At 51.9% G+C, this 24,006-nt stretch carries 27 protein-coding genes, 1 tRNA gene and 1 pseudogene; 23 read left to right on the plus strand and 6 right to left on the minus strand.

Features of this window, described 5'->3' with window-relative positions; all coding sequences use genetic code 11:
• The first annotated feature begins 18 nt into the window (after nt 1–18).
• Nucleotides 19–609 (plus strand): DUF502 domain-containing protein, encoded by a 591-nt coding sequence (locus tag CEK71_RS08855; protein WP_088619056.1) that lies wholly within the window; start codon nt 19–21, stop codon nt 607–609.
• Nucleotides 610–654: 45 nt separating this feature from the next.
• The gene (locus CEK71_RS08860; protein WP_088619057.1) at nt 655–861 is read left to right on the plus strand and encodes a hypothetical protein; all 207 of its coding nucleotides are present in this window, start codon (nt 655–657) and stop codon (nt 859–861) included.
• A 107-nt stretch (nt 862–968) separates the two neighbouring features.
• Here the strand turns inward: CEK71_RS08860 and CEK71_RS08865 are convergent, their stop codons facing one another.
• The 3 genes from CEK71_RS08865 to CEK71_RS08875 form a co-directional block, all read right to left on the minus strand.
• Nucleotides 969–1,973, minus strand: coding sequence for a class 1 fructose-bisphosphatase (locus CEK71_RS08865; protein WP_088619058.1), 1,005 nt, complete (start codon nt 1,971–1,973; stop codon nt 969–971).
• Nucleotides 1,974–2,201: 228 nt separating this feature from the next.
• On the minus strand, nt 2,202–2,471 hold the full coding sequence (locus CEK71_RS08870) for a SemiSWEET transporter (RefSeq protein WP_088619059.1): 270 nt from the start codon (nt 2,469–2,471) through the stop codon (nt 2,202–2,204).
• 95 nt (nt 2,472–2,566) lie between these two features.
• Nucleotides 2,567–4,102, minus strand: a complete 1,536-nt coding sequence (locus CEK71_RS08875; RefSeq protein WP_088619060.1) for a hypothetical protein — start codon at nt 4,100–4,102, stop codon at nt 2,567–2,569.
• A gap of 886 nt (nt 4,103–4,988) precedes the next feature.
• Between CEK71_RS08875 and CEK71_RS24135 the strand changes: the two are divergent.
• Nucleotides 4,989–5,164: pseudogene (locus tag CEK71_RS24135) on the plus strand (response regulator transcription factor).
• A gap of 23 nt (nt 5,165–5,187) precedes the next feature.
• On the opposite strand, the gene CEK71_RS08890 reads toward CEK71_RS24135, so the two are convergent.
• Nucleotides 5,188–5,667 (minus strand): sterol desaturase family protein, encoded by a 480-nt coding sequence (locus CEK71_RS08890; protein ID WP_088619062.1) that lies wholly within the window; start codon nt 5,665–5,667, stop codon nt 5,188–5,190.
• Between the two features lie 7 nt (nt 5,668–5,674).
• The gene (gene hemF / locus CEK71_RS08895; protein WP_088619063.1) at nt 5,675–6,589 is read right to left on the minus strand and encodes an oxygen-dependent coproporphyrinogen oxidase; all 915 of its coding nucleotides are present in this window, start codon (nt 6,587–6,589) and stop codon (nt 5,675–5,677) included.
• A gap of 253 nt (nt 6,590–6,842) precedes the next feature.
• Here hemF and CEK71_RS08900 point away from each other — a divergent pair, with 253 nt between their 5' ends.
• The 10 genes from CEK71_RS08900 (at nt 6,843) to CEK71_RS22500 (ending at nt 15,801) form a co-directional block, all read left to right on the plus strand.
• Nucleotides 6,843–7,523, plus strand: a complete 681-nt coding sequence (locus CEK71_RS08900; RefSeq protein WP_088619064.1) for a DUF2231 domain-containing protein — start codon at nt 6,843–6,845, stop codon at nt 7,521–7,523.
• 104 nt (nt 7,524–7,627) lie between these two features.
• A complete protein-coding gene (locus CEK71_RS08905) occupies nt 7,628–8,260 on the plus strand; it encodes a phosphoribosylanthranilate isomerase (protein WP_088619065.1) in 633 nt (210 codons plus the stop codon).
• Nucleotides 8,257–9,459, plus strand: a complete 1,203-nt coding sequence (gene trpB / locus CEK71_RS08910) for a tryptophan synthase subunit beta (RefSeq protein ID WP_088619066.1) — start codon at nt 8,257–8,259, stop codon at nt 9,457–9,459. Before CEK71_RS08905 ends, trpB begins: the two co-directional genes overlap by 4 nt.
• Entirely contained in the window at nt 9,456–10,268 is an 813-nt protein-coding gene (gene trpA / locus CEK71_RS08915; RefSeq protein ID WP_088619067.1) for a tryptophan synthase subunit alpha, read from the plus strand. Before trpB ends, trpA begins: the two co-directional genes overlap by 4 nt.
• 3 nt (nt 10,269–10,271) lie before the next feature.
• Nucleotides 10,272–11,201 carry an acetyl-CoA carboxylase, carboxyltransferase subunit beta gene (gene accD, locus CEK71_RS08920; RefSeq protein ID WP_088619068.1) on the plus strand — a complete coding sequence of 310 codons (930 nt, stop codon included), beginning with the start codon at nt 10,272–10,274 and terminating at the stop codon, nt 11,199–11,201.
• Nucleotides 11,202–11,230: 29 nt separating this feature from the next.
• Nucleotides 11,231–12,514: a bifunctional tetrahydrofolate synthase/dihydrofolate synthase gene (gene folC / locus CEK71_RS08925; RefSeq protein WP_198328578.1), complete on the plus strand. Its 1,284-nt coding sequence runs from the start codon at nt 11,231–11,233 to the stop codon at nt 12,512–12,514.
• Nucleotides 12,511–13,323 carry an SPOR domain-containing protein gene (locus CEK71_RS08930; protein WP_088619070.1) on the plus strand — a complete coding sequence of 271 codons (813 nt, stop codon included), beginning with the start codon at nt 12,511–12,513 and terminating at the stop codon, nt 13,321–13,323. Before folC ends, CEK71_RS08930 begins: the two co-directional genes overlap by 4 nt.
• Nucleotides 13,324–13,350: 27 nt before the next feature.
• Complete coding sequence (locus CEK71_RS08935; RefSeq protein ID WP_088619071.1) at nt 13,351–13,842, plus strand: CvpA family protein; 492 nt, start codon at nt 13,351–13,353, stop codon at nt 13,840–13,842.
• Between the two features lie 25 nt (nt 13,843–13,867).
• The gene (gene purF, locus CEK71_RS08940; RefSeq protein ID WP_088619072.1) at nt 13,868–15,376 is read left to right on the plus strand and encodes an amidophosphoribosyltransferase; all 1,509 of its coding nucleotides are present in this window, start codon (nt 13,868–13,870) and stop codon (nt 15,374–15,376) included.
• Entirely contained in the window at nt 15,373–15,801 is a 429-nt protein-coding gene (locus CEK71_RS22500; protein WP_198328517.1) for a hypothetical protein, read from the plus strand. The genes purF and CEK71_RS22500 overlap by 4 nt, the downstream gene beginning before the upstream one ends.
• On the opposite strand, the gene CEK71_RS08950 is transcribed toward CEK71_RS22500, so the two are convergent.
• Complete coding sequence (locus tag CEK71_RS08950; RefSeq protein WP_088619074.1) at nt 15,802–16,260, minus strand: EVE domain-containing protein; 459 nt, start codon at nt 16,258–16,260, stop codon at nt 15,802–15,804.
• 130 nt (nt 16,261–16,390) lie between these two features.
• Here CEK71_RS08950 and ychF point away from each other — a divergent pair, with 130 nt between their 5' ends.
• The 10 genes from ychF (at nt 16,391) to CEK71_RS09000 (ending at nt 23,979) form a co-directional block, all read left to right on the plus strand.
• Nucleotides 16,391–17,482: a redox-regulated ATPase YchF gene (gene ychF, locus CEK71_RS08955; protein WP_088619075.1), complete on the plus strand. Its 1,092-nt coding sequence runs from the start codon at nt 16,391–16,393 to the stop codon at nt 17,480–17,482.
• Between the two features lie 58 nt (nt 17,483–17,540).
• A tRNA-Met gene (locus CEK71_RS08960) sits at nt 17,541–17,617 on the plus strand.
• Between the two features lie 405 nt (nt 17,618–18,022).
• A complete protein-coding gene (locus tag CEK71_RS08965; RefSeq protein WP_088619076.1) occupies nt 18,023–19,594 on the plus strand; it encodes a class I SAM-dependent DNA methyltransferase in 1,572 nt (523 codons plus the stop codon).
• Between the two features lie 337 nt (nt 19,595–19,931).
• Nucleotides 19,932–20,168: a hypothetical protein gene (locus CEK71_RS08970; RefSeq protein ID WP_088619077.1), complete on the plus strand. Its 237-nt coding sequence runs from the start codon at nt 19,932–19,934 to the stop codon at nt 20,166–20,168.
• A 121-nt stretch (nt 20,169–20,289) separates the two neighbouring features.
• Complete coding sequence (locus CEK71_RS08975) at nt 20,290–20,520, plus strand: hypothetical protein (RefSeq protein ID WP_088619078.1); 231 nt, start codon at nt 20,290–20,292, stop codon at nt 20,518–20,520.
• Entirely contained in the window at nt 20,493–20,831 is a 339-nt protein-coding gene (locus CEK71_RS08980; RefSeq protein WP_088619079.1) for a MazF family transcriptional regulator, read from the plus strand. Before CEK71_RS08975 ends, CEK71_RS08980 begins: the two co-directional genes overlap by 28 nt.
• Complete coding sequence (locus CEK71_RS08985) at nt 20,828–22,216, plus strand: restriction endonuclease subunit S (RefSeq protein ID WP_198328519.1); 1,389 nt, start codon at nt 20,828–20,830, stop codon at nt 22,214–22,216. The genes CEK71_RS08980 and CEK71_RS08985 overlap by 4 nt, the downstream gene beginning before the upstream one ends.
• Entirely contained in the window at nt 22,213–22,806 is a 594-nt protein-coding gene (locus CEK71_RS08990) for an AAA family ATPase (RefSeq protein WP_088619080.1), read from the plus strand. Before CEK71_RS08985 ends, CEK71_RS08990 begins: the two co-directional genes overlap by 4 nt.
• Nucleotides 22,793–22,987, plus strand: coding sequence for a hypothetical protein (locus tag CEK71_RS08995; protein WP_088619081.1), 195 nt, complete (start codon nt 22,793–22,795; stop codon nt 22,985–22,987). The genes CEK71_RS08990 and CEK71_RS08995 overlap by 14 nt, the downstream gene beginning before the upstream one ends.
• Nucleotides 22,988–23,037: 50 nt before the next feature.
• Nucleotides 23,038–23,979 (plus strand): Fic family protein, encoded by a 942-nt coding sequence (locus tag CEK71_RS09000; protein ID WP_088619082.1) that lies wholly within the window; start codon nt 23,038–23,040, stop codon nt 23,977–23,979.
• Nucleotides 23,980–24,006 lie beyond the last annotated feature (27 nt).

A 24,006-nucleotide genomic window follows, 5' to 3' on the forward strand; every position in this document is an offset into this window, starting at 1 on the left:
TTTTTCCAGAGACGCACCATGCAAAACTACACCAAAACCCTGTTAAACTATTTTTTAATCGGCATCTTGGCGATCATCCCTATCGTGGTGATTTTACAGATCATCATTTTTATCGAAAAAATAGTCTCCGACTTATTTAGCATCGTTTATGATTACGCCGACAGCTATGTCTACACCGCGTTGTTTTTCGTCGTCAGCTTTACCATTGTGGTATCCATCGGGCAAAAAATCGTCAAAAAAGGCCGTCCTTGGGTCATCACCATTTTTGACCGGATTATTGCCAAAATCCCGTTCCTGAACACGGTCTACCGGGTCATCGGTAAACTCATCAATATGTTTTCCTCGCACGACCAGACGGTCGGCAAAGAAGTGGTGTATGTCGAATATCCTAGCCCCGGCATTTGGGTGCCCGCCTATGTCACTAACCACCATGAAGACAGATATGTGCTGTTTATCCCCACTTCACCGAACCCCACGTCAGGATTTACCGTTATTGTCCACCAAGCAAAAATCGTCAAATCGGCGATGAATATTGAAGAAGCCACCAGCTTTATTGTCAGTGTCGGTGTCGATTACAATAAGTCGGCAGAAATGACGCAACTGCCGTAAGCGTTAACGCTTACCGCATGATTTTTTTACAGACCGGAGCAGACCATGAACCTCATCCTTAAAATACTCTTCTTACTCGCCGTATTCAGTATCGCGGGCTGTGATCTTATCGAAGATGATGACCTGCCCCCATTGAAGAAAGCCGTCAAAGGCGACCATGTAGAAAACCTCACGAAGGCCAGAATGGTCGAGCAAGCCCTGGAAGCGGGAGCGGTAAGACAGCGGGAGGCTATCAGCCAGCAAAACCAATAAGCCTCCACATAAAAAACCCTCATATAGTTGGCTATATGAGGGTTTTAGCTTTTTTTGCCTAAGCTAGGCCAGGAACGCCGTCAAAATAACGGCTTGCTTGAAATCTGTTAAGCGTCCTGATGATAACGGATAATCCGCTCCACTTCGTTTTTTGAGCCTAAAATGACCGGCACCCGCTGGTGTACGCCAGACGGTTTAATGTCCAACACCCGTTCATAACCTGTCGTACACATCCCGCCCGCCTGTTCGATAATGAACGCCATAGGATTGGCTTCGTACATAATCCGCAGTTTGGCGGGTTTGGTCGGGTCACGGTTATCCAAAGGATATAAAAACACCCCGCCACGGTTCAGGATACGGTAGACATCGGCGACAAACGAGGCGACCCAGCGCATATTAAAATCTTTACCGCGCACCCCTTCCTTACCTTGCAGACATTCGTCAATATAACGCTGGACTGGGGCTTCCCAGAACCGATGGTTAGACATATTAATCGCAAACTCGCCTGTTTCTTCGGGGATACGCATATTAGGGTGGGTCAGCATAAATTCGCCAATATCCTGGTCGAGCGTAAAGCCGTTCACACCTTGTCCGGTCGTTAAAATCAGCATGGTAGACGGACCATACAAGACAAATCCCGCACAAACCTGCTCGGCGCCTTTCGCCAAGAAATCATCCAAAGTCGGCTCAATGCCTTCACGGCAACGCAATACCGAAAAAATCGTCCCGACCGCCAAATTGACATCAATATTGGACGAGCCGTCCAAAGGATCGAACATGACCAGATACTTGCCCTTAGTGTAATGCGCCGGGATAGTAATGACATCATCTATCTCCTCGGAAGCCATACCCGCCAGATGCCCCGTCCAAATCAACTGGTTAACCATAATATCATGCGTGATAATATCCAGCTTCTTCTGCACCTCACCCTGGACATTTTCCGAACCGGCACTGCCTAACACCCCAATCAACTGGCCTCTACTGACTTTATGGGCGATTTGCTTGCAAGCGGTGACGATATTATTCAGCAGCAAGGTAAAAGTGCCGGACGCATCGGGCCACTCGCGTTGCTGCTCTATAATAAATCGGGTTAATGTTACTTTGTTGCTCATACTGACTCTCTGTTCTGTTTAAAAATGAATGGTCCGGCACGGGTTGCCGAACCCCGCCAAGGCACACTTTAGCTGAGCCCGGCGGGATTTGTCTGTTAACCCGTTAACAAGGGATGGATATAGGGGCACGCAACCGCTAGGCATGGAGACGTTTGCGTTATGGGTCTGGCGGCATTGTTATTAGGGGGCGATGGAGGATAGGGGCAAACACCCAAAAGCTAAGCCAAATTATTTTTTTAAAAAGTGGTTATACACCTTAAACGACAGGATAGTTGCCGCCAGTATGAACGTGACAATATTAGCCAGCACAATAGCCTTGTCGGCGATATAAAGGCCATAGATTAACCAACAAAACACCCCGGCAGTAAACAGGCTGTACATGCCCATGGACAGCGAATCGGTGTCACGCGTCTTAATGGTCAAAATGGCTTGCGGCAAGAATGAACTGGTGGTCAGTACGGCGGCAATGTAGCCAATAATGTCAGGCGTTATTTCCATAGAGTAGGCAGTTTATGCTAAATGAGTTTGGCTGGTAGTCTAGTGAGTCGTTATCGGCCTGTCAATACAGGCACTCTATCCACACGGCAATAGTATCATTTAGTATCTGGCTTTGCTGTTTTGAAACGGACAGAGGCCCCTAAGAAGCCGAGAACGAAGAATGCTGTGCCGACCAAAGTAAAGCGCAGGTTAGTTTCTTGGAGGGTCAAATCGTCGGTTGCATACAGCATGATAATGACGGCGATTAATCCCCAAACAAAAAAACGCAATATAGCGGTTAAAATAAGCTTGCTTAAGGTTTCCGATTCGTCCACCGGCGTGTCCATCCGATAGGCCACAAAACCACAGATGAGCGCGGGCAAAATTCCCCAGCGCATGTGATCTATAAAGCTTGCCAGAAAATTGAAATTATCTTTATAGTACGTTAACTCAAGAATAAGCGTTGATGCCGTCGTGCTGACCATAAAGCCCATGATCATCATTGCCAGATAGAACCCATAGTTTAAGTCAGCTTGCACCTGTTGGTGCCTGAAGGCAAACCTGCGTAGGATAAAAGTAAAGGTTATCGGGAGGACATACATCAAAATGGCGTAAGCGACCCAGCGCAATGTCGTGTAATCAAAGTGCGCCAGCGGTTGGTCAGGAAATAGGAAGGCGTTGTGTAGCGCAACCGAAATCTCCCGTCCCAATATGACCCCAAGGGTCGTCGCCGCCATAAAAATCAGGATATATTTATACGCGTGTTGCAGGCGGGTTTCGTGGACATTGCCGCCGAGCTGTTTTACGGTTGCCCATAGCTCATTTTCGCTGGCGCTCCCGAATACGACCAAGGCGGCGAGCAAGCGGCAGAGCAAGCCGGTAAGGTGGTCCAGTTCCTTTATCAGCTTAAGCGTCTTGGTATAGTGGGGCTCCGCTTCTTTCCAGATGACCACTTTTTCCGACATCGCATTGAAGGAGATACAAATTTCCCCCCATTGCAATGACGGCTCGGCGAATAAGCGCCGAAAAGACTGTTGGATGACATAGCTTTGTATTTGCTCAAAAAGTAGGCAATTGTGCGCCCATTTATACTCAACGGTGGTGCTGGATTTTTCGAAATCGCCCGAATCGATGCTCGCCACCAGCAAGCGCTTGCCGATTTGTGCCTTGAGGCTATCATCGACCGCAGACAAGCGCGCTGCAATGAGAGCGTTATAAACCTCCACCGCTTTTGTCGGTATAGCAAAAGCATCATGGATGCCGTCCCGCAAATTAAGCAAGGGATTGAGCTTACTTTCCCAATCCACAAGAAAAAGAAATAGTCCGGCGGCAACCAAAGGTATGAGGGTATTTCCGTCCAAGCCATTCAGGAGATTCAGTAGCCCTTGGGAACGGAAATTATTCACGATAAGCGTGACAAGCGGCTCTAAAGGCAACCACCGCCAAGTGAGCAAACCGAAAAGGGCCGCCATTAATGTGCAATACGAAGCAATCCCTAGCCAGTAAGTGCTCCTGCGGATAAAGTATTCGGGCAATGTCGGTTCAGAGCCCAATTGGATCCGGCGTTTTTGGAAGGATTGATAGGCAAAGAAGGATACTGCTAAGGCGCCAAGTAACTGCACCCCAAAAAAAATGAATTGTTCGCTAGCCATTGTGAAGGGGTTCCTTTATCTTAGGCGTTGTAAAGATTAACGCCTGTGCTTGGTTGCTATCAGGAGCCGCATAAATGGCACTGATTTTTCACACTACCATTTTGACAACTGCCGCCCAGTATTATAAGGCCCTATATGGGTTTTAGTGTCTTTTTATCCTTAAAAAATAGGCTCATATTGTGTTTTGAGGACAGGTGCAAATAAGGCATTAAAATTTTGGCCCTATATGCTGGTAGAAAACCCAACCCGCCGTATTCAGGCATTGCACCGGATTGAATGAGGCCAAATTCGACAGCCTGCTGCCGCATTTTGAAAAACACGGGTATACACGCTCCGTTGCACACAGAGACGTGCTTAGTTTGGACGTTAATTTGGATATTGTCTAATAGTTAAATGCGTCACTGCTATTAAATTAAGTGCCATAGCCGTTCATGCCGGGCTTATCCCCAAAACACAAGAAGAAGCGGGAGTAAATTAGATTAGAAAATAGAACTGCTTTTATTTGCCTTTGCTTGTTTAGGCCGGAACACGCTGTTTTCGAATTGCTGGTAAAAGATGATGGCGTAGGTTTTAATCAAAACCTTCCCACCGCTGGAACGGGTATCCTTTCCATGCGCGAGCGTACAGCTTCACTTCCCGTTGGCCTGTTTTTAATCGAAACTGCTGTAGGCCAAGGAACAACTATTACAATTACATAGAGGCCACGCAGGCCGGGGCGCTGTCCTATCTACTGAAAGATACCGACCCTGATGAATTGGTCGCGGCAATCCGCGCTGCCGCACGGGGCGAAAGCACTTTAAGTCCGCGCATTGCAACCCTGTTAATGACCGCTATGTCGCGCCGTCACCTTGATCGCGCCCTTCATGAAGAACTCAGTGACCGGGAGATGCAGGTTCTGTTGTTGCTTGCCCAAGGACTTGCCAATGTTTTGATTGCCGAGAAGCTGGTATTGGTGAAAAAACCGTAAAGTCCCACGTCAGCAACATCCTTTCCAAGCTTTATTTAACAGACCGCACTCAAGCAACGGCGTATGCGTGGCGGCACCGTTTGCTGACCCAGTAAGTTTTATGCGCAACACCTGCCGATTACGGCATGTTAATACGGGTGCCGAGCAAATAATCACACCACGGCCACGTCACGCACCAATTGCCGCTACAGGCGGCTTGCTGGCAAAGGTGATGGTCGTAATGCCAACGCAGATGCCGCCGCGCCCAGTCAGGATCCAGATGCCCCCGGCGGTGTTTGTAATAATACAGCGCCAGCGACAGATAAAGGCCCCAAGCCATTGCCGGTAGCAGCAACAATAACGGCAGATGCAACAGCACCAGGCCCAGCAAAACGGCCAGCTCTTTAGTTTGGGTATTCCAAACCGATAGCCTGATCGCCCGATAGCCGGGGTCAACCATAGCGCACCGGGCGCAGACCGCATGATGCTCATGTAAATGGTAAGCCCAAAAACTGGTAGGTTTAGCCCCTAAGCCATGCAGGATATACTTGTGCATCAGCCATTCTCCCGCATTGGCATATAGCAAACCCAGCAAAAACTGCATGGTTAACAGCAACATCGGCGACCTAAATGCCCAACCAATTTTGCGGCTTTAAATACTGCTCATACAGCGCCGCTTCGGGCGTACCTGCTTCTGGGTGCCAATTGTACCGCCAATGCGCCACGGGCGGCATGGACATTAAAATAGATTCGGTGCGGCCATTCGATTGCAGGCCAAACAGCGTACCCCGGTCATAAACCAAGTTAAACTCGACATAACGGCCCCGGCGATACAGTTGGAACTCGCGTTCACGCTCGCCGTAAGGGGTATCCTTACGTTTTTGCACAATCGGCAAATAAGCCTCAATATAATGGTTACCGACACTTTGCATAAAGGCAAAACATTGTTCAAAGCCCCCTTCGTTCAGGTCGTCAAAAAACAGCCCGCCCACGCCACGGGTCTCTTGGCGGTGGGTCAGGAAGAAATACTCGTCGCACCATTTTTTGTAAGTGCTGTACACGTCGTCACCAAAAGGGGCGCAGGCTTTTTGGGCTGTTTGATGCCAATAAATGACATCGTCATGAAACGGATAAAACGGCGTTAAATCAAAACCGCCGCCAAACCACCAAATGGTCGGCTCGCCCGGTTGCTCGGCAATTAAAAACCGGACATTGGCGTGCGATGTCGGTACATAAGGGTTTCTGGGGTGGATTACTAAGGACACGCCCATGGCATGAAAATGGCGGTTTGCCAATTCAGGACGCTTAGCGGTTGCCGAAGGCGGCAGGCTAATCCCCGACACGGCAGAAAAATTGACCCCGCCCTGCTCAAACACCTCACCGCCCGCCAGCACCCGCGTCCTACCGCCACCGCCTTCGGCACGTTCCCACAGCTCTTCGACAAACCGGGTCTCAGGCTCTTGGCTCTCCAGTGCCGAACAAATTTTATCTTGCAAATCAAGTAAGTAGTTTTTTACAGCGGTAATGTCATCAGTTTTCATGGCCGGGCCTGTCAGACGTGTTGAAGAAGGATTGGAATGCTATCAGCTTTCTTAGCAAATTCCCAAAAAATTCCATAATTATTTTAAGGTTAGTCTGGGCGGAAACAGCACAACGCTAGCGGCGTTTTTTTCACTGCTGCCGCAGCCAGTACGGTACGGCATTTGCACCCGCCAAAGCCTTATCATATTGCAATTCCCCCAATATCAGGTAGATTGTGCTTTTTAGCGACACTTTTTTCACTTTCCAACAGCTATGTATAATTTTTTATCTTTCCAAGTCCACGGCGGCGCGGATCATGGTGATAGCGGCGGCTTGGCGGATGGCCTGGTCAGCTTGCTGGGCTTTATTGAAGGGCTTACCGCCCAAAGCCCAAGCGGTATGTTTACGACCTTGTTACCGGGATTATCGGCAATGGCGAACATCCATCCGATGTTAGTGCATTTCCCCATTGCCTTTCTGGTGGCTTTTTTTATGATTGACAGCATAGCGACCCTGGCAAAAAAACCTACCTGGCGCATGGCCGCAACTTGGTTTTTATACTTAGGCACAGTGGCGGCGGGATTTACGGTCATGGCGGGCTTTATCGCCGCCGACTCCGTACCGCACGGCGATAACGTCCACGCCATTATGGAACGCCATGAACATTTTGGCGTCTGGGTCTTAGCCTTAGCCAGCATCCTCTCCATTTGGCGTAACCAAGCGGGAGTCGCCTTACGCGGCGCGGCCAACGGCTTATTTTTATTTGCCTCCGGGGTATTGTGTTTGCTGTTGGCCTTGGGTGCGGACTTGGGTGGCCTGATGGTCTACCACTACGGTGTGGCCGTCGCCGCCGTCCCGGTCACCGAAACGGCAACGGCGCATCATCATGACCATGCGGGGCAAGACCAAGACCATCATGAAGATGGGCATGGGCATGATGAACACCCACAATAGCCTCCCGAAACGTTATCCCAGCCCGCTTAATAGCCTTTAAAACCTTGTTAAGCGCTAGATAACGCTTTTATTGTCATAAATTTTCTAAATTCCCATATCACTTTATGCGAACTCGCGTTAAAATTTGCGGTTTTACCCGTGTCGAGGATGCGGTGGTTGCCGCCCAAGCAGGTGTTGATGCTATTGGCCTTGTGTTTTATCCGCCCAGCCCGCGCCATGTCGGGATAGCCCAAGCGCAGGCAATCGTCGCTGCCCTACCCGCTTTCACTTCGGTGGTGGCGTTGTTTGTCGATGCCCACGCTGAGCAAATACACGACGTGTTAGCACAAGTCCCCATCGACTGCCTGCAATTTCATGGCGATGAGACACCCGCACAATGCCGGCTCTATAACAAGCGCTACATTAAAGCGGTACGGATGCAGGCCGGCACCGATGTCGGCCAACTGGCGCGGGCCTATCACGATGCCGCCGGGCTATTGCTGGATGCCTACCACCCCAACGCTAAAGGCGGTACTGGCAGCACCTTTGATTGGGAGCTGATCCCGCCGCATTGCGCCTTGCCGATTATTTTGGCGGGTGGGTTGGAACCGGGCAACGCGATACAGGCAATACAGGCGGTACGGCCTTATGCGCTGGATGTCAGCAGCGGCGTGGAAGCCGATAAAGGTATTAAAGATGCGCAAAAAATGCGTGCGTTTTTAAAGGAAGTTAACCAAGGGGATACAATAATAATATGACAGATAAATACACCATGCCCGATGCACGCGGACACTTCGGCCCTTACGGCGGTATGTTCGTAGCTGAAACCCTCATGCCGCCGATTCAGGAATTGAACGCCGCTTACCAACAGTATTTGGGCGACCCTGACTTTATCGCCGAACTGGATAAAGACTTACAATATTATGTCGGACGGCCTTCGCCCTTATACCATGCCGAACGTTGGAGCCGCGAATTGGGCGGGGCGCAAATTTATTTGAAGCGCGAAGACCTCAACCATACCGGCTCGCATAAAATCAACAATACCGTCGGCCAAGCCTTGCTTGCCAAACGCATGGGCAAAACCCGTATTATCGCCGAAACGGGCGCAGGCCAACACGGTGTCGCCACCGCCACCGTCGCCGCCCGTTTAGGTCTGGAATGCGTGGTTTACATGGGCGCGGTCGATGTCGCGCGGCAATCGCTAAACGTCTACCGCATGAAACTGCTGGGCGCGACCGTAGTCGCCGTCGAATCCGGCTCCAAAACCCTGAAAGACGCATTGAACGAAGCCTTGCGCGATTGGGTCACTAATGTCGACAACACCTTCTATATTATCGGTACGGTAGCAGGCCCCCACCCCTACCCTGCCATGGTCAGGGATTTTCAGGCCATTATTGGCCGCGAAGCCAAAGCCCAATGCCTAGCGGCAACAGGCGGCCTGCCCGATGCTTTAGTCGCCTGTGTCGGCGGCGGCTCCAACGCCATCGGCCTGTTCTATCCGTTTATTGACGATGCCAGCGTCGCTCTGTACGGGGTCGAAGCCGCCGGAGACGGTATCGAAACCGGACGGCATTCCGCGCCGCTATCCGCAGGCCGCCCAGGTGTCCTGCACGGCAACCGCACCTACTTGATGTCTGATGATGATGGGGAAATTATCGAAACCCATTCCATTTCCGCCGGCTTAGATTATCCGGGTGTCGGCCCCGAACATGCGTGGCTAAAAGATACCGGGCGGGCAAATTACGTCAGCATCACCGATAACGAAGCCTTGGGTGGCTTTTATGCCCTGACCCGCATGGAAGGCATTATCCCTGCGCTGGAATCCAGCCATGCTATGGCTTACACCATGAAACTGGCGCCAACCTTGCGCCCCGACCAAACGATTATCGTCAACCTGTCAGGGCGTGGCGACAAAGACATGCAAACTATGGCAAGACGTGAAGGAATAGAACTGTGAGCCGATTAGCCGCAACTTTTGAAGCACTGGCCCAAACAGGCCGTAAAGCCCTGATCCCTTTCATTACCGCAGGCGACCCGTATCCCGAATTTACCGTGCCGATGATGCACGCAATGGTCGAAGCCGGGGTAGACGTGATTGAATTGGGCATACCCTTCTCTGATCCTATGGCCGACGGCCCGGTCATCCAACGCGCCAGCGAACGTGCTTTAGCCCATAAAATGAGCTTACGCCGTACCTTAGCAATGGCGATGGAGTTCCGCCGCAGCAACCGCCATACCCCGATTGTGCTGATGGGCTATCTTAACCCCATTGAAGCGATGGGCTATGAAGCGTTTGCCAATGCCGCCCAACGTGCCGAAGTGGACGGCATCTTAACCGTCGATTTGCCGCCCGAAGAAGGCGAAGAATGCGCCGCATTGCTGAAAGCGCGGGACATAGACCCTATCTTCCTGCTCGCCCCGAACAGCAGTTCCGAGCGTATCCAAAAAATGGACGCAGTCGGCAGCGGATACCTGTATTATGTATCCCTAAAAGGTGTAACAGGCGCGGGACATTTGAACACCGCCGACGTTAAGACAAAATTGGAACAATTACGCGCCAACACCCGCTTGCCGGTCGCTATCGGTTTTGGTGTCAAAGATGCAGACACCGCTAAAACAATTGCCGCATTAGGCGACGGCGTAGTAGTGGGCAGCGCCTTAATCAGCAAAATTGAGGCGAACCTTGACAGCCCCGAACAAGCGAAAAAAGAAATTATTGAATTGTTGGCCGCCATGCGCCACGCTATGGACAATAACGGAGCCTAAAAAATGAGTTGGTTAGAAAAATTACGCCCAGCTTTTATCAAAACGGATGCGTCCGCAAAGAAAACCACCGTACCCGAAGGATTGTGGAGCAAATGTGCCAACTGTAACGCCATTCTCTATAACTCGGAACTGGAAAAAAACTACAGCGTCTGTCCGAAATGCGACCATCATATGCGCATTTCCGCCAGGGCGCGGCTGAACCTATTTTTAGACGAAGGTACGCGTGAAGAAATCGGCAAAAACGTCAAACCGCTGGACCCGCTAAAATTTAAAGACACCAAAAAATATAAAGAACGCCTAGTCATCGCCCAAAAACAAACCAAAGAAACTGATGCGCTGGTCGTCATGAAAGGCCAACTCCAAGGCCAAGATGTGGTGGTTGCTGCCTTCGAGTTTAGCTTTATGGGCGGTTCTATGGGTTCGGTGGTCGGCGAACGCTTTGTGCGCGGCATTAACAAAAGTGTCGAATTGGGCATTCCGTTTGTCGCCTTTACCTCCAGCGGCGGCGCACGGATGCAAGAATCGTTGTTCTCCTTATTCCAAATGACCAAAACCAGCGCCGCCCTGACCCGCTTGTCTGAACGGGGCATCCCCTATATTTCGATCATGACCGACCCGACCATGGGCGGCGTATCGGCGAGCTTAGCGATGCTCGGCGACATTAATGTCGCCGAACCCAATGCCCTGATCGGCTTTGCCGGCCCCAGGGTCATTGAGCAGACCGTGCGGGAAAAATTGCCCGAAGGCTTCCAACGCAGCGAATTTTTACAAGAACACGGGGCGATTGATATGATTATCGACCGCCGCGACATGCGCGACAAAATCGCCAGTATCCTTGCCATCCTGACCGCAAGCCAACACACCCGGCGCACCGCCGCCCTTGAAGAAACCGCCAGCCCCGTTGACGCTCCGGCTGTTGTCGTCCCTGTTTAAGCAGGGCATAGCAACGTAAGCTTATTTTGATAATGCATTTTGATTCACTACCCGGCTGGTTGCGTTGGCAAGAAGGCTTACATCCCTTAGCAATCGATTTAGGCTTAGAGCGCGTCGCCGCCGTTTATGACGCGCTTAACCCTCAGCGCCTAAAACCTTTGACCATTACCGTTGCCGGTACCAATGGCAAAGGTTCGTGCGTGGCATATCTGGAGGCTTTCTACAAAGCCCAAGGCTACCGTGTCGGCGCGTATACCTCGCCGCACATCCTCAGGTATAATGAGCGCATCAAAATCAATGGCGAACCGGTCAGCGACGAGCTGATCTGCGCGGCGTTCACGCGCATAGAAGCCGTCCGCGCCGGGCATTCGTTAAGTTATTTTGAATTTGGCACCCTAGCGGCCTTGGATATTTTTTGGCGTTCCGACCTTGATATCCAACTGTTGGAAGTGGGTCTAGGCGGACGGCTAGATGCCGTCAATATTGTCGATCCTGATGCCGCCATCGTTACCAGCATCGGTATAGACCATGTGTATTGGTTAGGTGACACCCGTGAAGCGATAGGGCGTGAAAAGGCAGGTATATTCCGCCCCGCCACCCCCGCCATCGTCAGCGACCTGGAACCGCCCGCCTCGGTCATTGCCACCGCCCAAGCACAGCAAGCCCGGCTCTATTGTCTCAACCAGCAGTTCCACTACAGCCAACAGCAGCAAGGCTGGACATGGTCTGCCGAAGGCCGCCAGCTTGACGGCTTGCCTGAACCGGCTCTGAAAGGCGAACACCAATACCGCAATGCTTCCGCCGCCATTTTGGCGACGCAGTTGCTGTCCGAACGTCTGCCCGTCGGTGCCGATGCCATCCGCTCAGGCCTGGCAAACGTCCGCTTAGCGGGGCGTTTCCAACAGCTTCCGGCTGACATGACGGTTATCCTTGATGTCGGACACAATCCCGAAGCCGTGAAAACCTTGGTCGCTTATCTCAAGCAGTATTATCCTGGCCGGATAATACACGCCGTTTTCGCCATGATGAAAGACAAAGACATTGCCAGCGTCTTGGACATTATGCACCCTGTCGTCCATGATTGGTATTTCGCGCCCTTGGCCAACCACCGGGCTATTACCGAAACCGCCATGCGCGAGATTTTTTTACAAAGTCCGGTTAGCAAGGTATCCTTTGGCTTTAGCGGATTTAAGGATGCGTTTGACGCGGCAAAAAGCCAAGCCCATCCAGATGATGTGCTGTTGGTTTTTGGCTCGTTCTTTTTGGTGTCTGATTGTTTGCATGAATTTGAGAAAAGTGAGTTGACAACATGAATCAAGAATTAACCCAACGGATCATCGGGGCCATCGTCCTGACGGCTCTGGCTGCTATTTTCATTCCCATGCTATTTGAAGACCCCGTCGACAATAGCGGCCAGATGGTCAGCGAACTGACCATTCCCGAAGAGCCCGCCATCACTATGGACGACAGCGCCAGCAAATTGCCGCGCAATGCTGACGATATCGCCCCTTTACCTGATGAAACCACCGAAACCCCTGATAAAACCGACAGCAATAGCGGCCTTTCCGACACCGAAAACATGCCGCCGCCGATGGAAGAAGGTGAACTGGCAGGCGATCCTAACGACCCCGAACTGCCCGGTGAAGGCGCAATGCAAAACGACTCGGCGCTGCCTGAAGACAGCCCAATTGACCAGCCGCCCGCCGCTGCCGCCCCTGTAGTCCGCTTGGACACGGGTGATGTCAGCGAAGTCAAAAAACCGGGCAAAAAACCCTACACGGTAAAAGAAACGCCAAAACCGCCAGCGCATGAGCCACCCAAAGCCACGCCTGCCAAAACCCAGCCGAAAGCCCCGCCTCCGCCCCCTAAGCCTGCCAAGGCCACCGGCAGCTTGGGCCGCTACTATCTGCAAGCGGGCACTTTCAGCAAAAGGGAAAACGCTTTGGCGCTCTCCGATACCATCCGCAAACAAGGTATGCCCGTCCAACTGGACACCATCCAAACCAGCAAAGGCACGATGTATCGGCTGCGGGTCGGCCCCGAACTCGACAAAAAGCGGGCAGAAACCATGCGTAGCAAGCTCCAGCAACAAAACATCGGCAGTATGCTGGTCGGCGAGTAAAGCCCCCGCTACCTGATAGGCATAACAATGATCTGGTTAGATTATGCTATCGCCGGAGTGGTCTCCGTTGCTTCTGTCATCGGCACACTCAAAGGCTATAACCAACAGGCCTTCTCCTTAGTGGCCGCCTGCCTGGCCCTGCTGGTCGGCTTAGGGTTTAGCCATGATTTGGCCTATTTATTCCCCCCCGCCTTCAAAGACCCCGCCGCCAAACTGGCGGCGGCTTTTATTGCCCTATACGCACTCACCGTATTCATAGCGGCAATCATCCGGCTCTTATTAGGCAACGTATTAAAAAGTACGCCACCTAAGCTACTGCACCGCTTCGGTGGCCTCTGCTTAGGCCTATTGCGCGGCGGCCTGTGGGCAACTATCATCGTCATCCTGGCCGGTTTGTCGGTGTTGCCCCAGTCGCCGTGGTGGCACCGCACCCAATTTGTGCCGCCGTTCCAAACCCTAGCCTTATGGCTAAAAGATCACCTTCCATCAGTGTTGCTGGAAAACATTCATTATCGCTAACAACTTTAAAATCAGGTCGTAAAAAATGTGTGGTATTGCTGCTATCGTTTCGCATCAAGCTGTTAATCAAGAACTCTATGACGCGCTCACCGTCCTGCAACATCGCGGACAAGATGCGGCGGGCATAGTCACCTGCGAAAAAGGACGCTTGCACCTTCGCAAAGACACCGGATTGACCCGTGATGTCTTTACTAATGCCCAAATGATGAAACTACGCGGCAATATGGGCATTGCCCATGTCCGCTACCCGACGGCAGGCTGCACCAGCTCCGCCGAAGCCCAACCGTTTTATGTCAATTCCCCGTTCGGCCTGACTCTGGCGCACAACGGCAACTTGACCAACACCGAAGAACTCAAAGAGGCCTTGTTTGTCCAAGACCAGCGCCATATCAACACCGATTCCGACTCGGAAGTGTTGCTCAACGTCTTCGCCCATGAACTGCAAAGCCTGGGCAAGCTGCATTTAAGCGTCAATGACGTGTTCGAAGCCGTCAAAGGCGTACACCGCCGCTGTCGTGGCGCTTATGCGGTCGTGGTCATGATCGCCGGGTTCGGCATCTTAGGCTTCCGCGACCCGCACGGCATCCGCCCCATCGTCTACGGGCAACGGCAAAGCGAGTCCGGCACCGAATTTATGATCGCCTCCGAAAGCGTCGCCCTCGATGTACTGGGCTTTGAGCTGATTAGCGATGTCGCCGCAGGCGAAGCCGTCTTTATCGAAGAATCAGGTGTTTTGCATACCCGCCAATGCGCCGAGAACGTTGACCATTGCCCGTGTATCTTTGAATACGTCTATTTTGCCCGCCCCGACTCGATTATCGACAACATATCCGTCTATAAGGCCCGCCTGCGCATGGGCACCAAACTGGCGGAAAAAATCCAACGCGAATGGCCGGACAACGACATTGACGTGGTCATTCCGATACCCGACACCAGCCGCACCGCCGCCCTGCAAATGGCCTATATCTTAGGCGTAAAATTCCGCGAAGGCTTTATCAAAAACCGCTACATAGGCCGCACCTTTATCATGCCCGGCCAAAAAATGCGCGAGAAATCCGTGCGTCAAAAACTCAACGCCATCGGCTTGGAATTTGAAGGCAAAAACGTCTTGCTGGTCGATGATTCGGTGGTGCGCGGCACCACCTCCGAACAAATCATCCAAATGGCCAGAGATGCGGGCGCGAAAAAAGTCTATTTCGCCTCCGCCGCGCCTCCTGTGCGTTACCCCAACGTTTACGGCATCGACATGCCCGCCGCCCATGAACTGATCGCCCACAACCGCACCGAAGACGAAGTGTCTGCCGCCATCGGCGCCGACCGCCTGATCTACCAAGATTTGGACGACCTGATCGCCGCCGTCGGCAAAGGCAACCCCAACATCAGCCACTTCGACACCTCCTGTTTCAGCAATGAATACATCACCGGAGACATCGACGACGATTACCTGGAACGCATCGAAGCCCTACGCAACGATGATGCCCAAAGCGAGCGCAATTCGGAAAATTTTATTGTCGAAATGCAAAATTGTGATTGAGGTGGGGTGATTTTACCTTTGTAGAGACGTTGCGCCGTAACGTCTCTACAGCCATCGAAACCCAAGGCAAAAACTCATGGACAAATGCTGCCGCCAATACCGGATACCATCGGCAACACGCTTGCAACATTTTACCTAACCCTATCGCCATTTCATCCACCCCCTCTATTTCCGATAGCTTTAGTGTTATAGTATCCGCCCTCCCCCCCTCAGACCAGGACAACACCATGCCAAAACGCCTCCTAACCGCCCTGCTCTTCATCCTACTGCAAGGCTGCACCGAGCAACGCCTGTATGATACCGCGCAAGGCGCACGGGTTAACCAATGCACAAAAATCGCCGATAACAGCGAACGGGCGCGGTGCTATGACACCGCCACCCAATCTTATGACCGCTACGAGCAAAGCCAACAGCCTAAGCCTTGATTATTCCAAAGCCAAAATAAACTGCCATTGCGCCGCGCTGACGGGCATGATCGACAGGCGGTTGCCGCGCCTGACTAAAGCCAAATCGGCCAATTCCGGCTTTAATTTCAGCTCGTGCAGGGTGATGGTGCGCGATAACGTCCTGACATACTGCACATCGACCCGAAACCAGCGCGGCTGCTCAAGATTACTTTTCGGGTCGAAATGCTTATCATCGGGATCAAATGCCGACGCATCAGGATAACCCGCTTTCGCCACCGCCATAATGCCGACAATGCCCGGCTCGGCGCAGTTGGAATGGTAGAAAAACACTAAATCGCCCACCTGCATGTCGTCGCGCATCATATTGCGCGCCTGATAGTTACGCACCCCGTCCCAAGGCTCTATCTGGCCTGGGCGTTGCGCCAAATCCGTAATGCTGAACGTGTCGGGTTCGGATTTCATTAACCAATACTTCATAAATGTCCTTAAAATGTTAGTGCCTCGGCAAGAAATCGGCGTTTTGCCGTGTGGATTCGCCCGATAGCTTGTATAATGCTGGGTTTGCTACACCCTGTTCTTAACTTAACCGATTATATAGAAAATTACTATGGCACTGTATTGTGGAATCGTGGGTTTACCCAACGTAGGCAAGTCAACCTTATTTAACGCCCTGACCCGCGCAAAAATCGCCGCCGAAAACTACCCCTTCTGCACGATAGACCCCAACGTTGGCGTAGTGCCGGTACCCGACCTTAGAATCGACAAACTCGCGGAAATTGTCAAACCCGAACGCACCCTGCCCACCACGATTGAATTTGTCGACATCGCAGGCTTAGTCGCCGGGGCTTCCAAAGGCGAAGGCTTAGGCAACAAATTCCTCGCCAATATCCGCGAAACCGATGCCATCGCCCATGTCGTGCGCTGCTTTCATGACGAAAACGTCGTCCATGTCGCGGGTAAAGTCGACCCAATTTCCGACATCGAAACCATCAACACCGAATTGGCCTTAGCCGATATGGCCTCAGTCGAACGCGCCTTATTGCGCGTCAGCAAAATGGCGAAATCCGGCAGCAAAGACGACGTGGCGAAAAAATCCGTCTTGGAGCGGGTCTTAAAACAACTCGAAGCGGGCGAACCCGCGCGTGGCCTGAATCTGGACGCAGACGAAAAAGCCTTAATCAAAGACCTGTGCCTGATGACCATCAAACCGACCATGTACATCGCCAATGTCCAAGATGACGGTTTTGACAACAATCCGCTCTTGGACAAGGTCGTCGCTCTCGCCGCCAAAGAAAATGCCCGTGTCGTGCCGATTTGCGCCGCCATTGAGGCCGAAATCGCGTTGTTGGAAGAAAACGAACGCAAAGAATTCTTGGACGACTTAGGCTTGGCAGAACCCGGCCTGAACCGTGTTGTTAGGGCGGGTTATGAATTATTGGACTTGGCGACCTACTTCACCGCCGGGGTGAAAGAAGTCCGCGCCTGGACCATCCCCGTCGGCGCATCCGCTCCCCAAGCCGCTGGCGTTATCCACAGCGATTTTGAAAAAGGCTTCATCCGCGCCGAGGTCATCTCTTACCAAGACTTCGTCACCTACAAAGGCGAACAAGGCGCAAAAGATGCCGGAAAATGGCGGCTTGAAGGCAAAGATTACGTCGTTAAAGACGGTGATGTGGTACATTTTAGATTTAATGTTTGACAGACAGGCATTATCTATATAAAATTATCGGCTCTTTTAGAGGTTCTTTCAAGAACATGGCGATATAGCTCAGTTGGTTAGAGCACGGGATTCATAACCCCGGGGTCGGTGGTTCAAATCCACCTATCGCCACCAATCAAATCAAGGCATTACATGAAAATGTAGGCCTTTTTTTATGCCCGCAAGAAAAATTGTCCCCATTTTGTCCCTCAAAATGACACCGGACAACAAGCCACCATAAAGCCGCACCCCTTGCCGCTTCAGGCACAAAAAACCACCCGAAAGTAGCTTTCCTAATTCCATCCCCCCCTATCTCGGCCTTGTCGGTCTGCGCCCTTAGCCAAGCTACCCACCATCAAGGGGCTTTTTATGGCATCCCTAAAATATTTCACTGTTTTTAACTGTGTTGTGAAATGGTTCATAGAATCTCAGGCGTTAGCCAGCCTATAATAGCCACTTTGCCACAAACACCGATGCCCGACCCATTGCCAGTGATGGATTAAGCGGCCTTACCTTACCCATCCCTATACCCCTCAACAGATGATTGAAGACATTAAAAAAACCCTGTGGGCGACCGCCGACAAACTGCGGGCCAATATGGACGCTGCCGAATACAAGCATATTGTCCTGGGCCTGATCTTCGTCAAGTACATTTCCGACACCTTCCAGACCCGCCGCGCCGAACTGCTGGGCAAGTTTACCGACAGTAGCGACGACTACTATCTGGAAAGTGCCGACGACCCAGACCTTATTGAGGCCGAACTGGAAGACCGCGACTATTACAAAGAGGCCAACGTCTTTTGGGTGCCGGAAGCGGCGCGGTGGGAAACCTTACGCGCCCTAGCCAAACAGGCCGACATCGGCAAGCGTATTGACGATGCGCTGGCCTTGATTGAAAGCGAAAACCCCAAGCTGAAAGGTATACTCGACAAACGCTATGCGCGGGTGCAACTGCCCGACGGCAAGCTCGGCGAGTTGGTGGATTTGGTCTCGCAAATCGGCTTTGGCGAATCCGCCGACACCGCCAAAAACCATGCGCGGGATTTGCTCGGCCAAGTGTACGAATACTTTTTAGGGCAATTCGCCAGTGCCGAAGGCAAGCGCGGCGGGCAGTTCTACACCCCCGCGTCCATCGTCAAGACCTTGGTCGCCGTTCTCGCCCCGCATTACGGGCAAGTCTACGACCCGTGCTGCGGCTCCGGCGGTATGTTTGTGCAGTCGGAAAAGTTTATCGAAGCCCACGGCGGCAAGCTAGGCGATGTGTCCATTTACGGGCAGGAGGCCAACCCCACGACTTGGCGGTTGGCGGCGATGAACCTCGCCATCCGGGGCATTGACTTTAACCTGGGCAAAGAACCCGCCGACAGCTTTGTCCGCGACCAACACCCCGACTTACGCGCCGATTTTGTCCTCGCCAACCCGCCGTTTAACATCTCCGACTGGTGGCATGGCAGCTTGGAAGGCGACCCGCGCTGGCTGTACGGCACACCGCCGCTAGGCAACGCCAACTACGCGTGGCTGCAACACATCCTGCACCACCTGAAACCCAACGGACGCGGCGGCATTGTCCTGGCGAACGGCTCCATGTCGTCCAGCCAGAACAGCGAGGGCGACATCCGCCGCGCCATGGTCGATGCCGACAAAGTCGAAGTGATGATCGCCTTGCCCGGCCAGTTGTTTTTCAACACCCAAATCCCCGCTTGCCTGTGGTTTCTGGTCAAGGAAAAACGTGCCCGCCAAGGCGAGGTGCTGTTTATTGATGCGCGTAAGCTGGGCAGCATGATTAGCCGCGTCCAATGCGAATTTACCGATGCCGTGATTGACAGGATCGCCCACACCGTCGCCGCTTGGCGTGGCGACGGCACAACAAGCGAAGCCTACGCCGACATTGCCGGATTTTGCCGTAGCGTCAGCTTAGCGGAAATTGCCGAACACGGCCATGTGCTGACCCCTGGGCGTTATGTCGGCGCGGAAGCCGTAGAAGACGATGACGAAGCCTTTGCCGACAAAATGCAAAAACTCACCGAAAAGCTCGGCGAGCAAATGGCGAAGGGCGCGGAACTGGATCAGCTGATACGGCAGAAGTTGGGGGGCTTGGGTTATGAGTTCTGAGGAGGGGGCGTTAGGGTGGCCTACGCGTTTAATTGGGCAGCAAGTTGCTGCCCAATTGCCTTGGCTCTCCTAGGCTTATAGAGTCAAATGACAGGCTAAACGCGGATAAACACGGTTAGGCCATCGTGCAAAGGCTGAAGACCTTTGCACTCCGTTCGGTGCGGCTTCTTCGGTGGAGTGCAAAGGTCTTCAGCCTTTGCCGAGGGCTTTAACCTCGCGCCTAACCCAACAAATCCAGTTGTACCGCTTAAGGTGAGTGATAACATCTCTATCTGTGACCCAACTTTGTGCCACAAGCTGTGGCACAAAGCCATGTAATCCAACAGGAGAATCAAGCATGTATCAAGCGATTAAAGCCGTTTCAAAATCCGGCGTTATCGAATTGTTAGAAGCCGTCGAGTTTGAGGAAAACGAGCCGCTGGTGGTGTTAAGGCTGTCCAAAAAATTGCCTGCACCTGAAATGAGCAGCCCAGCAAAAGACTGGCGGACATTTGCGGGCCAGTTGAAATCATCGCTAACATTCGCTGGCGACCCTGTGCAAATTCAGCAGGACGTGCGTAATGAATGGGATTAAGTTTTTTTTGCTAGACACCAATGTTGTTATCAGCTTACTAAAAGAATCCGAGGCGGCAATCGCGCTTGCCGAAGCTAATAGCAAAATAAGCCAACCTTTTTAAAATCAATCAGGAGCAACGATGCTGCAAACCTACGAAGCCGTGCTAGAGCCAAATGGTCACCTCCAGTTCTTGGAAACCTTACCCACACTAATCACCACCTCCTGCAGGGTGCTGGTCACTTTCACCACGGAAACGCAACCTGCTGACACGGCCTTATGCGGTGCGACCCTTAGCGAAACCGCATTGGCCCAAGATTGGTCACGCAACGAGGAGGACGCGGCATGGGCGCATTTGCAACCCGCCAAGTAATCTTGCTGCCTTTTCCGTTTTCCGACCTGTCCGCCAGCAAACTACGCCCGGCACTGTTGTTAGCGTCAGCGGGCAAAGGCGACTGGGTGTTATGCCAAATTACCAGCAACCCTTATGCGGATTCTGCCGCCGTGGAACTTACCGATGCGGATTTTGTGACAGGCAGCTTGCAACGCACCAGCTACGTCCGTCCTAGCAAACTCTTTACCGCCAATGAAACGCTGTTTAAAGGTACAGCAGGCTTATTAAACGCCAACAAACAATCCGAAGTGGTTAATGTTATCGTAGCTATGTTGCGGGCGGGGCTATGAGTTTAGGTGAAGACAAAATCGTAGGTCGGGTTAGCGATAGCGTAACCCGACTGGCATCTGAATTAAGAAGATATTGGGAAAGTGCGGGAGGTCAAATACCATCAGATTGGAGTATTGTGCCCCTTGAATCGCTATTACGTGACAGCAAAAGCATTGCTGTAGGTGTCATGTATCCTGGCCCTGATACACCCAGTGGTATTCCACTTATAAAAGTTGGGGATATAAAAGACGGTTCCATTCCATTAAAACCTACTTATTGTGTATCGGAGAAAACAAACGAAGAGCATAAACGCACCCAACTTGTGGGCGATGAGTTGCTAATCACGCTTGTAGGTAATCCAGGAGAGTGTGTAGTAGTCAAGCCATCAATGGCGGGTTGGAACCCTGCTCGTGCAATAGCAGTAATTCGCCTACATGATCCGAGTATACGTATATATTTAAAAACAGTATTAGAAAGTGCTGCAAGTAGGCATCTCATTGACGCGGTGTTAAACACTACGGTTCAAAAAACGCTTAATCTAAAAGATATTCGTAAGCTACCAATTCCGATGCCACCAAGTAACACGATAAAGAACATTTCCGCTATTGCTGATGTATTGACTAACCGCATTGCCCTACTACGCGAAACCAACGCCACCCTAGAAGCCATTGCCCAAGCCCTGTTCAAATCGTGGTTTGTGGATTTCGACCCAGTACACGCCAAACAGCAAGGCCGCGAGCCGGAAGGCATGGACACGGATAACGCCATGCTGTTTCCTGATGATTTTGAGGAATCGGCTGTGGGGTTAGTGCCTAGGGGATGGCAGGTAGGAACACTTGGACAGATTACTGTATCAATAAAAAATCAACTTCCCCCCTCGAAACTTCATGCTGACATCTGCTATGTTGGATTAGAACATATTCCGCGCCAGTCTTTAAGTCTTACAAATTGGGATAACGCCCAAGGGTTAGAAAGTGCTAAGGCTGCATTCACGAAGGATGATATTTTATTTGGTAAGTTAAGGCCCTATTTTCACAAAGTGACTATTGCTCCCTTTGATGGTGTTTGTTCGACAGATATTCTGGTTTGCCAGTCAAAAAATCCGGCTTATTATGGCATCGTAGCCATGTATCTTTTTAGTACAGCCTTAGTTGATTATGCAGCCAGACTCTCCAATGGGGCAAAAATGCCCCGCATTAATTGGAAAGACCTTGCCGCATATCCAATTTGCATTCCCCCTGGGTCATTAGCGGCTGAATATACTAAAGCGATTAAACCACTTTTCGATAAAATGACAGAAAATGTCCATCAAGCCAAAACCCTAACCACCCTACGCGACACCCTACTCCCCCGCCTAATCTCCGGCCAGCTCCGTCTGCCCGATGCCGAAGCGGCGGCTGCATGAATCCCCAACCACAATTAGTTATCGTAGGCGGCGCAAACGGTACGGGCAAAACCACCTTTGCCCGCCAGTACGCCCAAACCGAAAACTTACCGTACTTGGGTGCAGACGACATAGCCTTTCAACTCGCCCCAAGCAACCCCGCTGCGGTTAGGGTTGCCGCCGGGCGGGAGTTCAGCCGCCGCTTATCCGTCGCACTCAAAACACAACAATCGTTAGTCATCGAATCCACATTATCGGGTGGCAGTTTGGCGCGGACGATTGCCAAAGCGCGTGAGGATGGCTATCTCATCACGATTGTGTTTGTCTTTCTGGATAGCGAAGCGCTTTGTCTGCACCGCATTGCAGGGCGGGTGCAGCAGGGCGGGCATGATGTGCCGGAAGACGATGTCCGCCGCCGCTTTGGGCGGGTTTTTCCGGTGTTTTGGCATCAGTACCGACCTTTGGCCGAACGATGTTTGGTGGTTTATAACGGTGGCGATAGCTTTGGTGAGGTTGCCGATGCCGAACACGATGAATGGGTCATTTACGATGACGCATTATGGGAAAAATTTAATGGCTTTTTACAGGGTGTAACCGATGAAAACAAGTAAAAACGAAAGATGGTCAGCATCATTTATCCGTATCGGCAATAAAGCCGTCCGGGAAGCGCAAGCGCGTAACCGTGAACTGGGCATTGTCAATTGGTATTCTGTAAACGGGCAATTAGTGAATGATGCGGCAGCACCTGAGCCAAACCCAGACAAAAAACTGCCTGTTACATCGCCATTATGAGCATTCAACCCTGTCCGTTATACCGTGCAGGGCATTAAACCGGATAAGCTATGCGCTATCAACCGCTTTACACCATCACCGCCCAGATACTCCAGCAAGTGGCGGACATTGTCGAATTGCTGACCCGTTGGTCGGTGTCGTCAGGTGGTAATGCCTTGTCGCCACAATTACGGCGTAACCATCGCATCCGCACGATTCAGGCATCGCTGGCTATTGAGAACAATAGCCTGAGCGTTGAGCAGGTGACGGCTGTATTGGAGGGCAAACGGGTGTTGGGGTTGCCGCGTGAAATTCAAGAAGTGCGTAACGCCTTTGCCGCTTATGAACAGTTGCCGCACTGGCAAGCCCATAGCGCGGCGGATTTGCTGGCGGCGCACGGTTTGCTGATGGCGGGGTTGGTGGATGATGCGGGGCATTTCCGCACTGGCGGGGTCGGCATTTACAATCAGCAACACTTAGTCCACATAGCACCGCCCGCCAGTCGGGTGGATACGTTAATGGCGGATTTGTTGGCTTGGGTAGCTTCGGCGGCTGTGCATCCGTTAATTGCCAGTTGTGTGTTCCATTATAAATTTGAATTTATCCATCCGTTTGCCGACGGTAATGGGCGGATGGGGCGTTTATGGCAAACCGTGATACTCAGCCAGTGGCGGCCTGTCTTGGCCTATTTGCCCGTTGAATCGGTCATTAGGGTGCGGCAAGCGGATTATTATCAGGCGTTGGCCGATGCCGACAATTTGGCGGATGCAACGCCGTTTATCGCATTTATGTTGCAGGCCTTGCACGATGCCATGACGGAGGTGTCGCTAAAAACGTCGGGGAAAGCGCTTGCGCTGCTGCGTGAAAATACGCGGCTTACCATTCCAGAGCTGGCGTTGGCTATTGGCGTGACCGAACGCTCAATTGAGCGCAATCTGCAAAAATTACAGCAAGAAAACCGCTTGCGCCGGGTTGGTTCCAGCAAGGGTGGATATTGGGAGTTATTGGAATGAGCGAAGACCAACTGGAACAAGAGACCC

This window comes from Methylovulum psychrotolerans, assembly GCF_002209385.1.
In the GTDB taxonomy this organism is placed as follows: domain Bacteria; phylum Pseudomonadota; class Gammaproteobacteria; order Methylococcales; family Methylomonadaceae; genus Methylovulum; species Methylovulum psychrotolerans.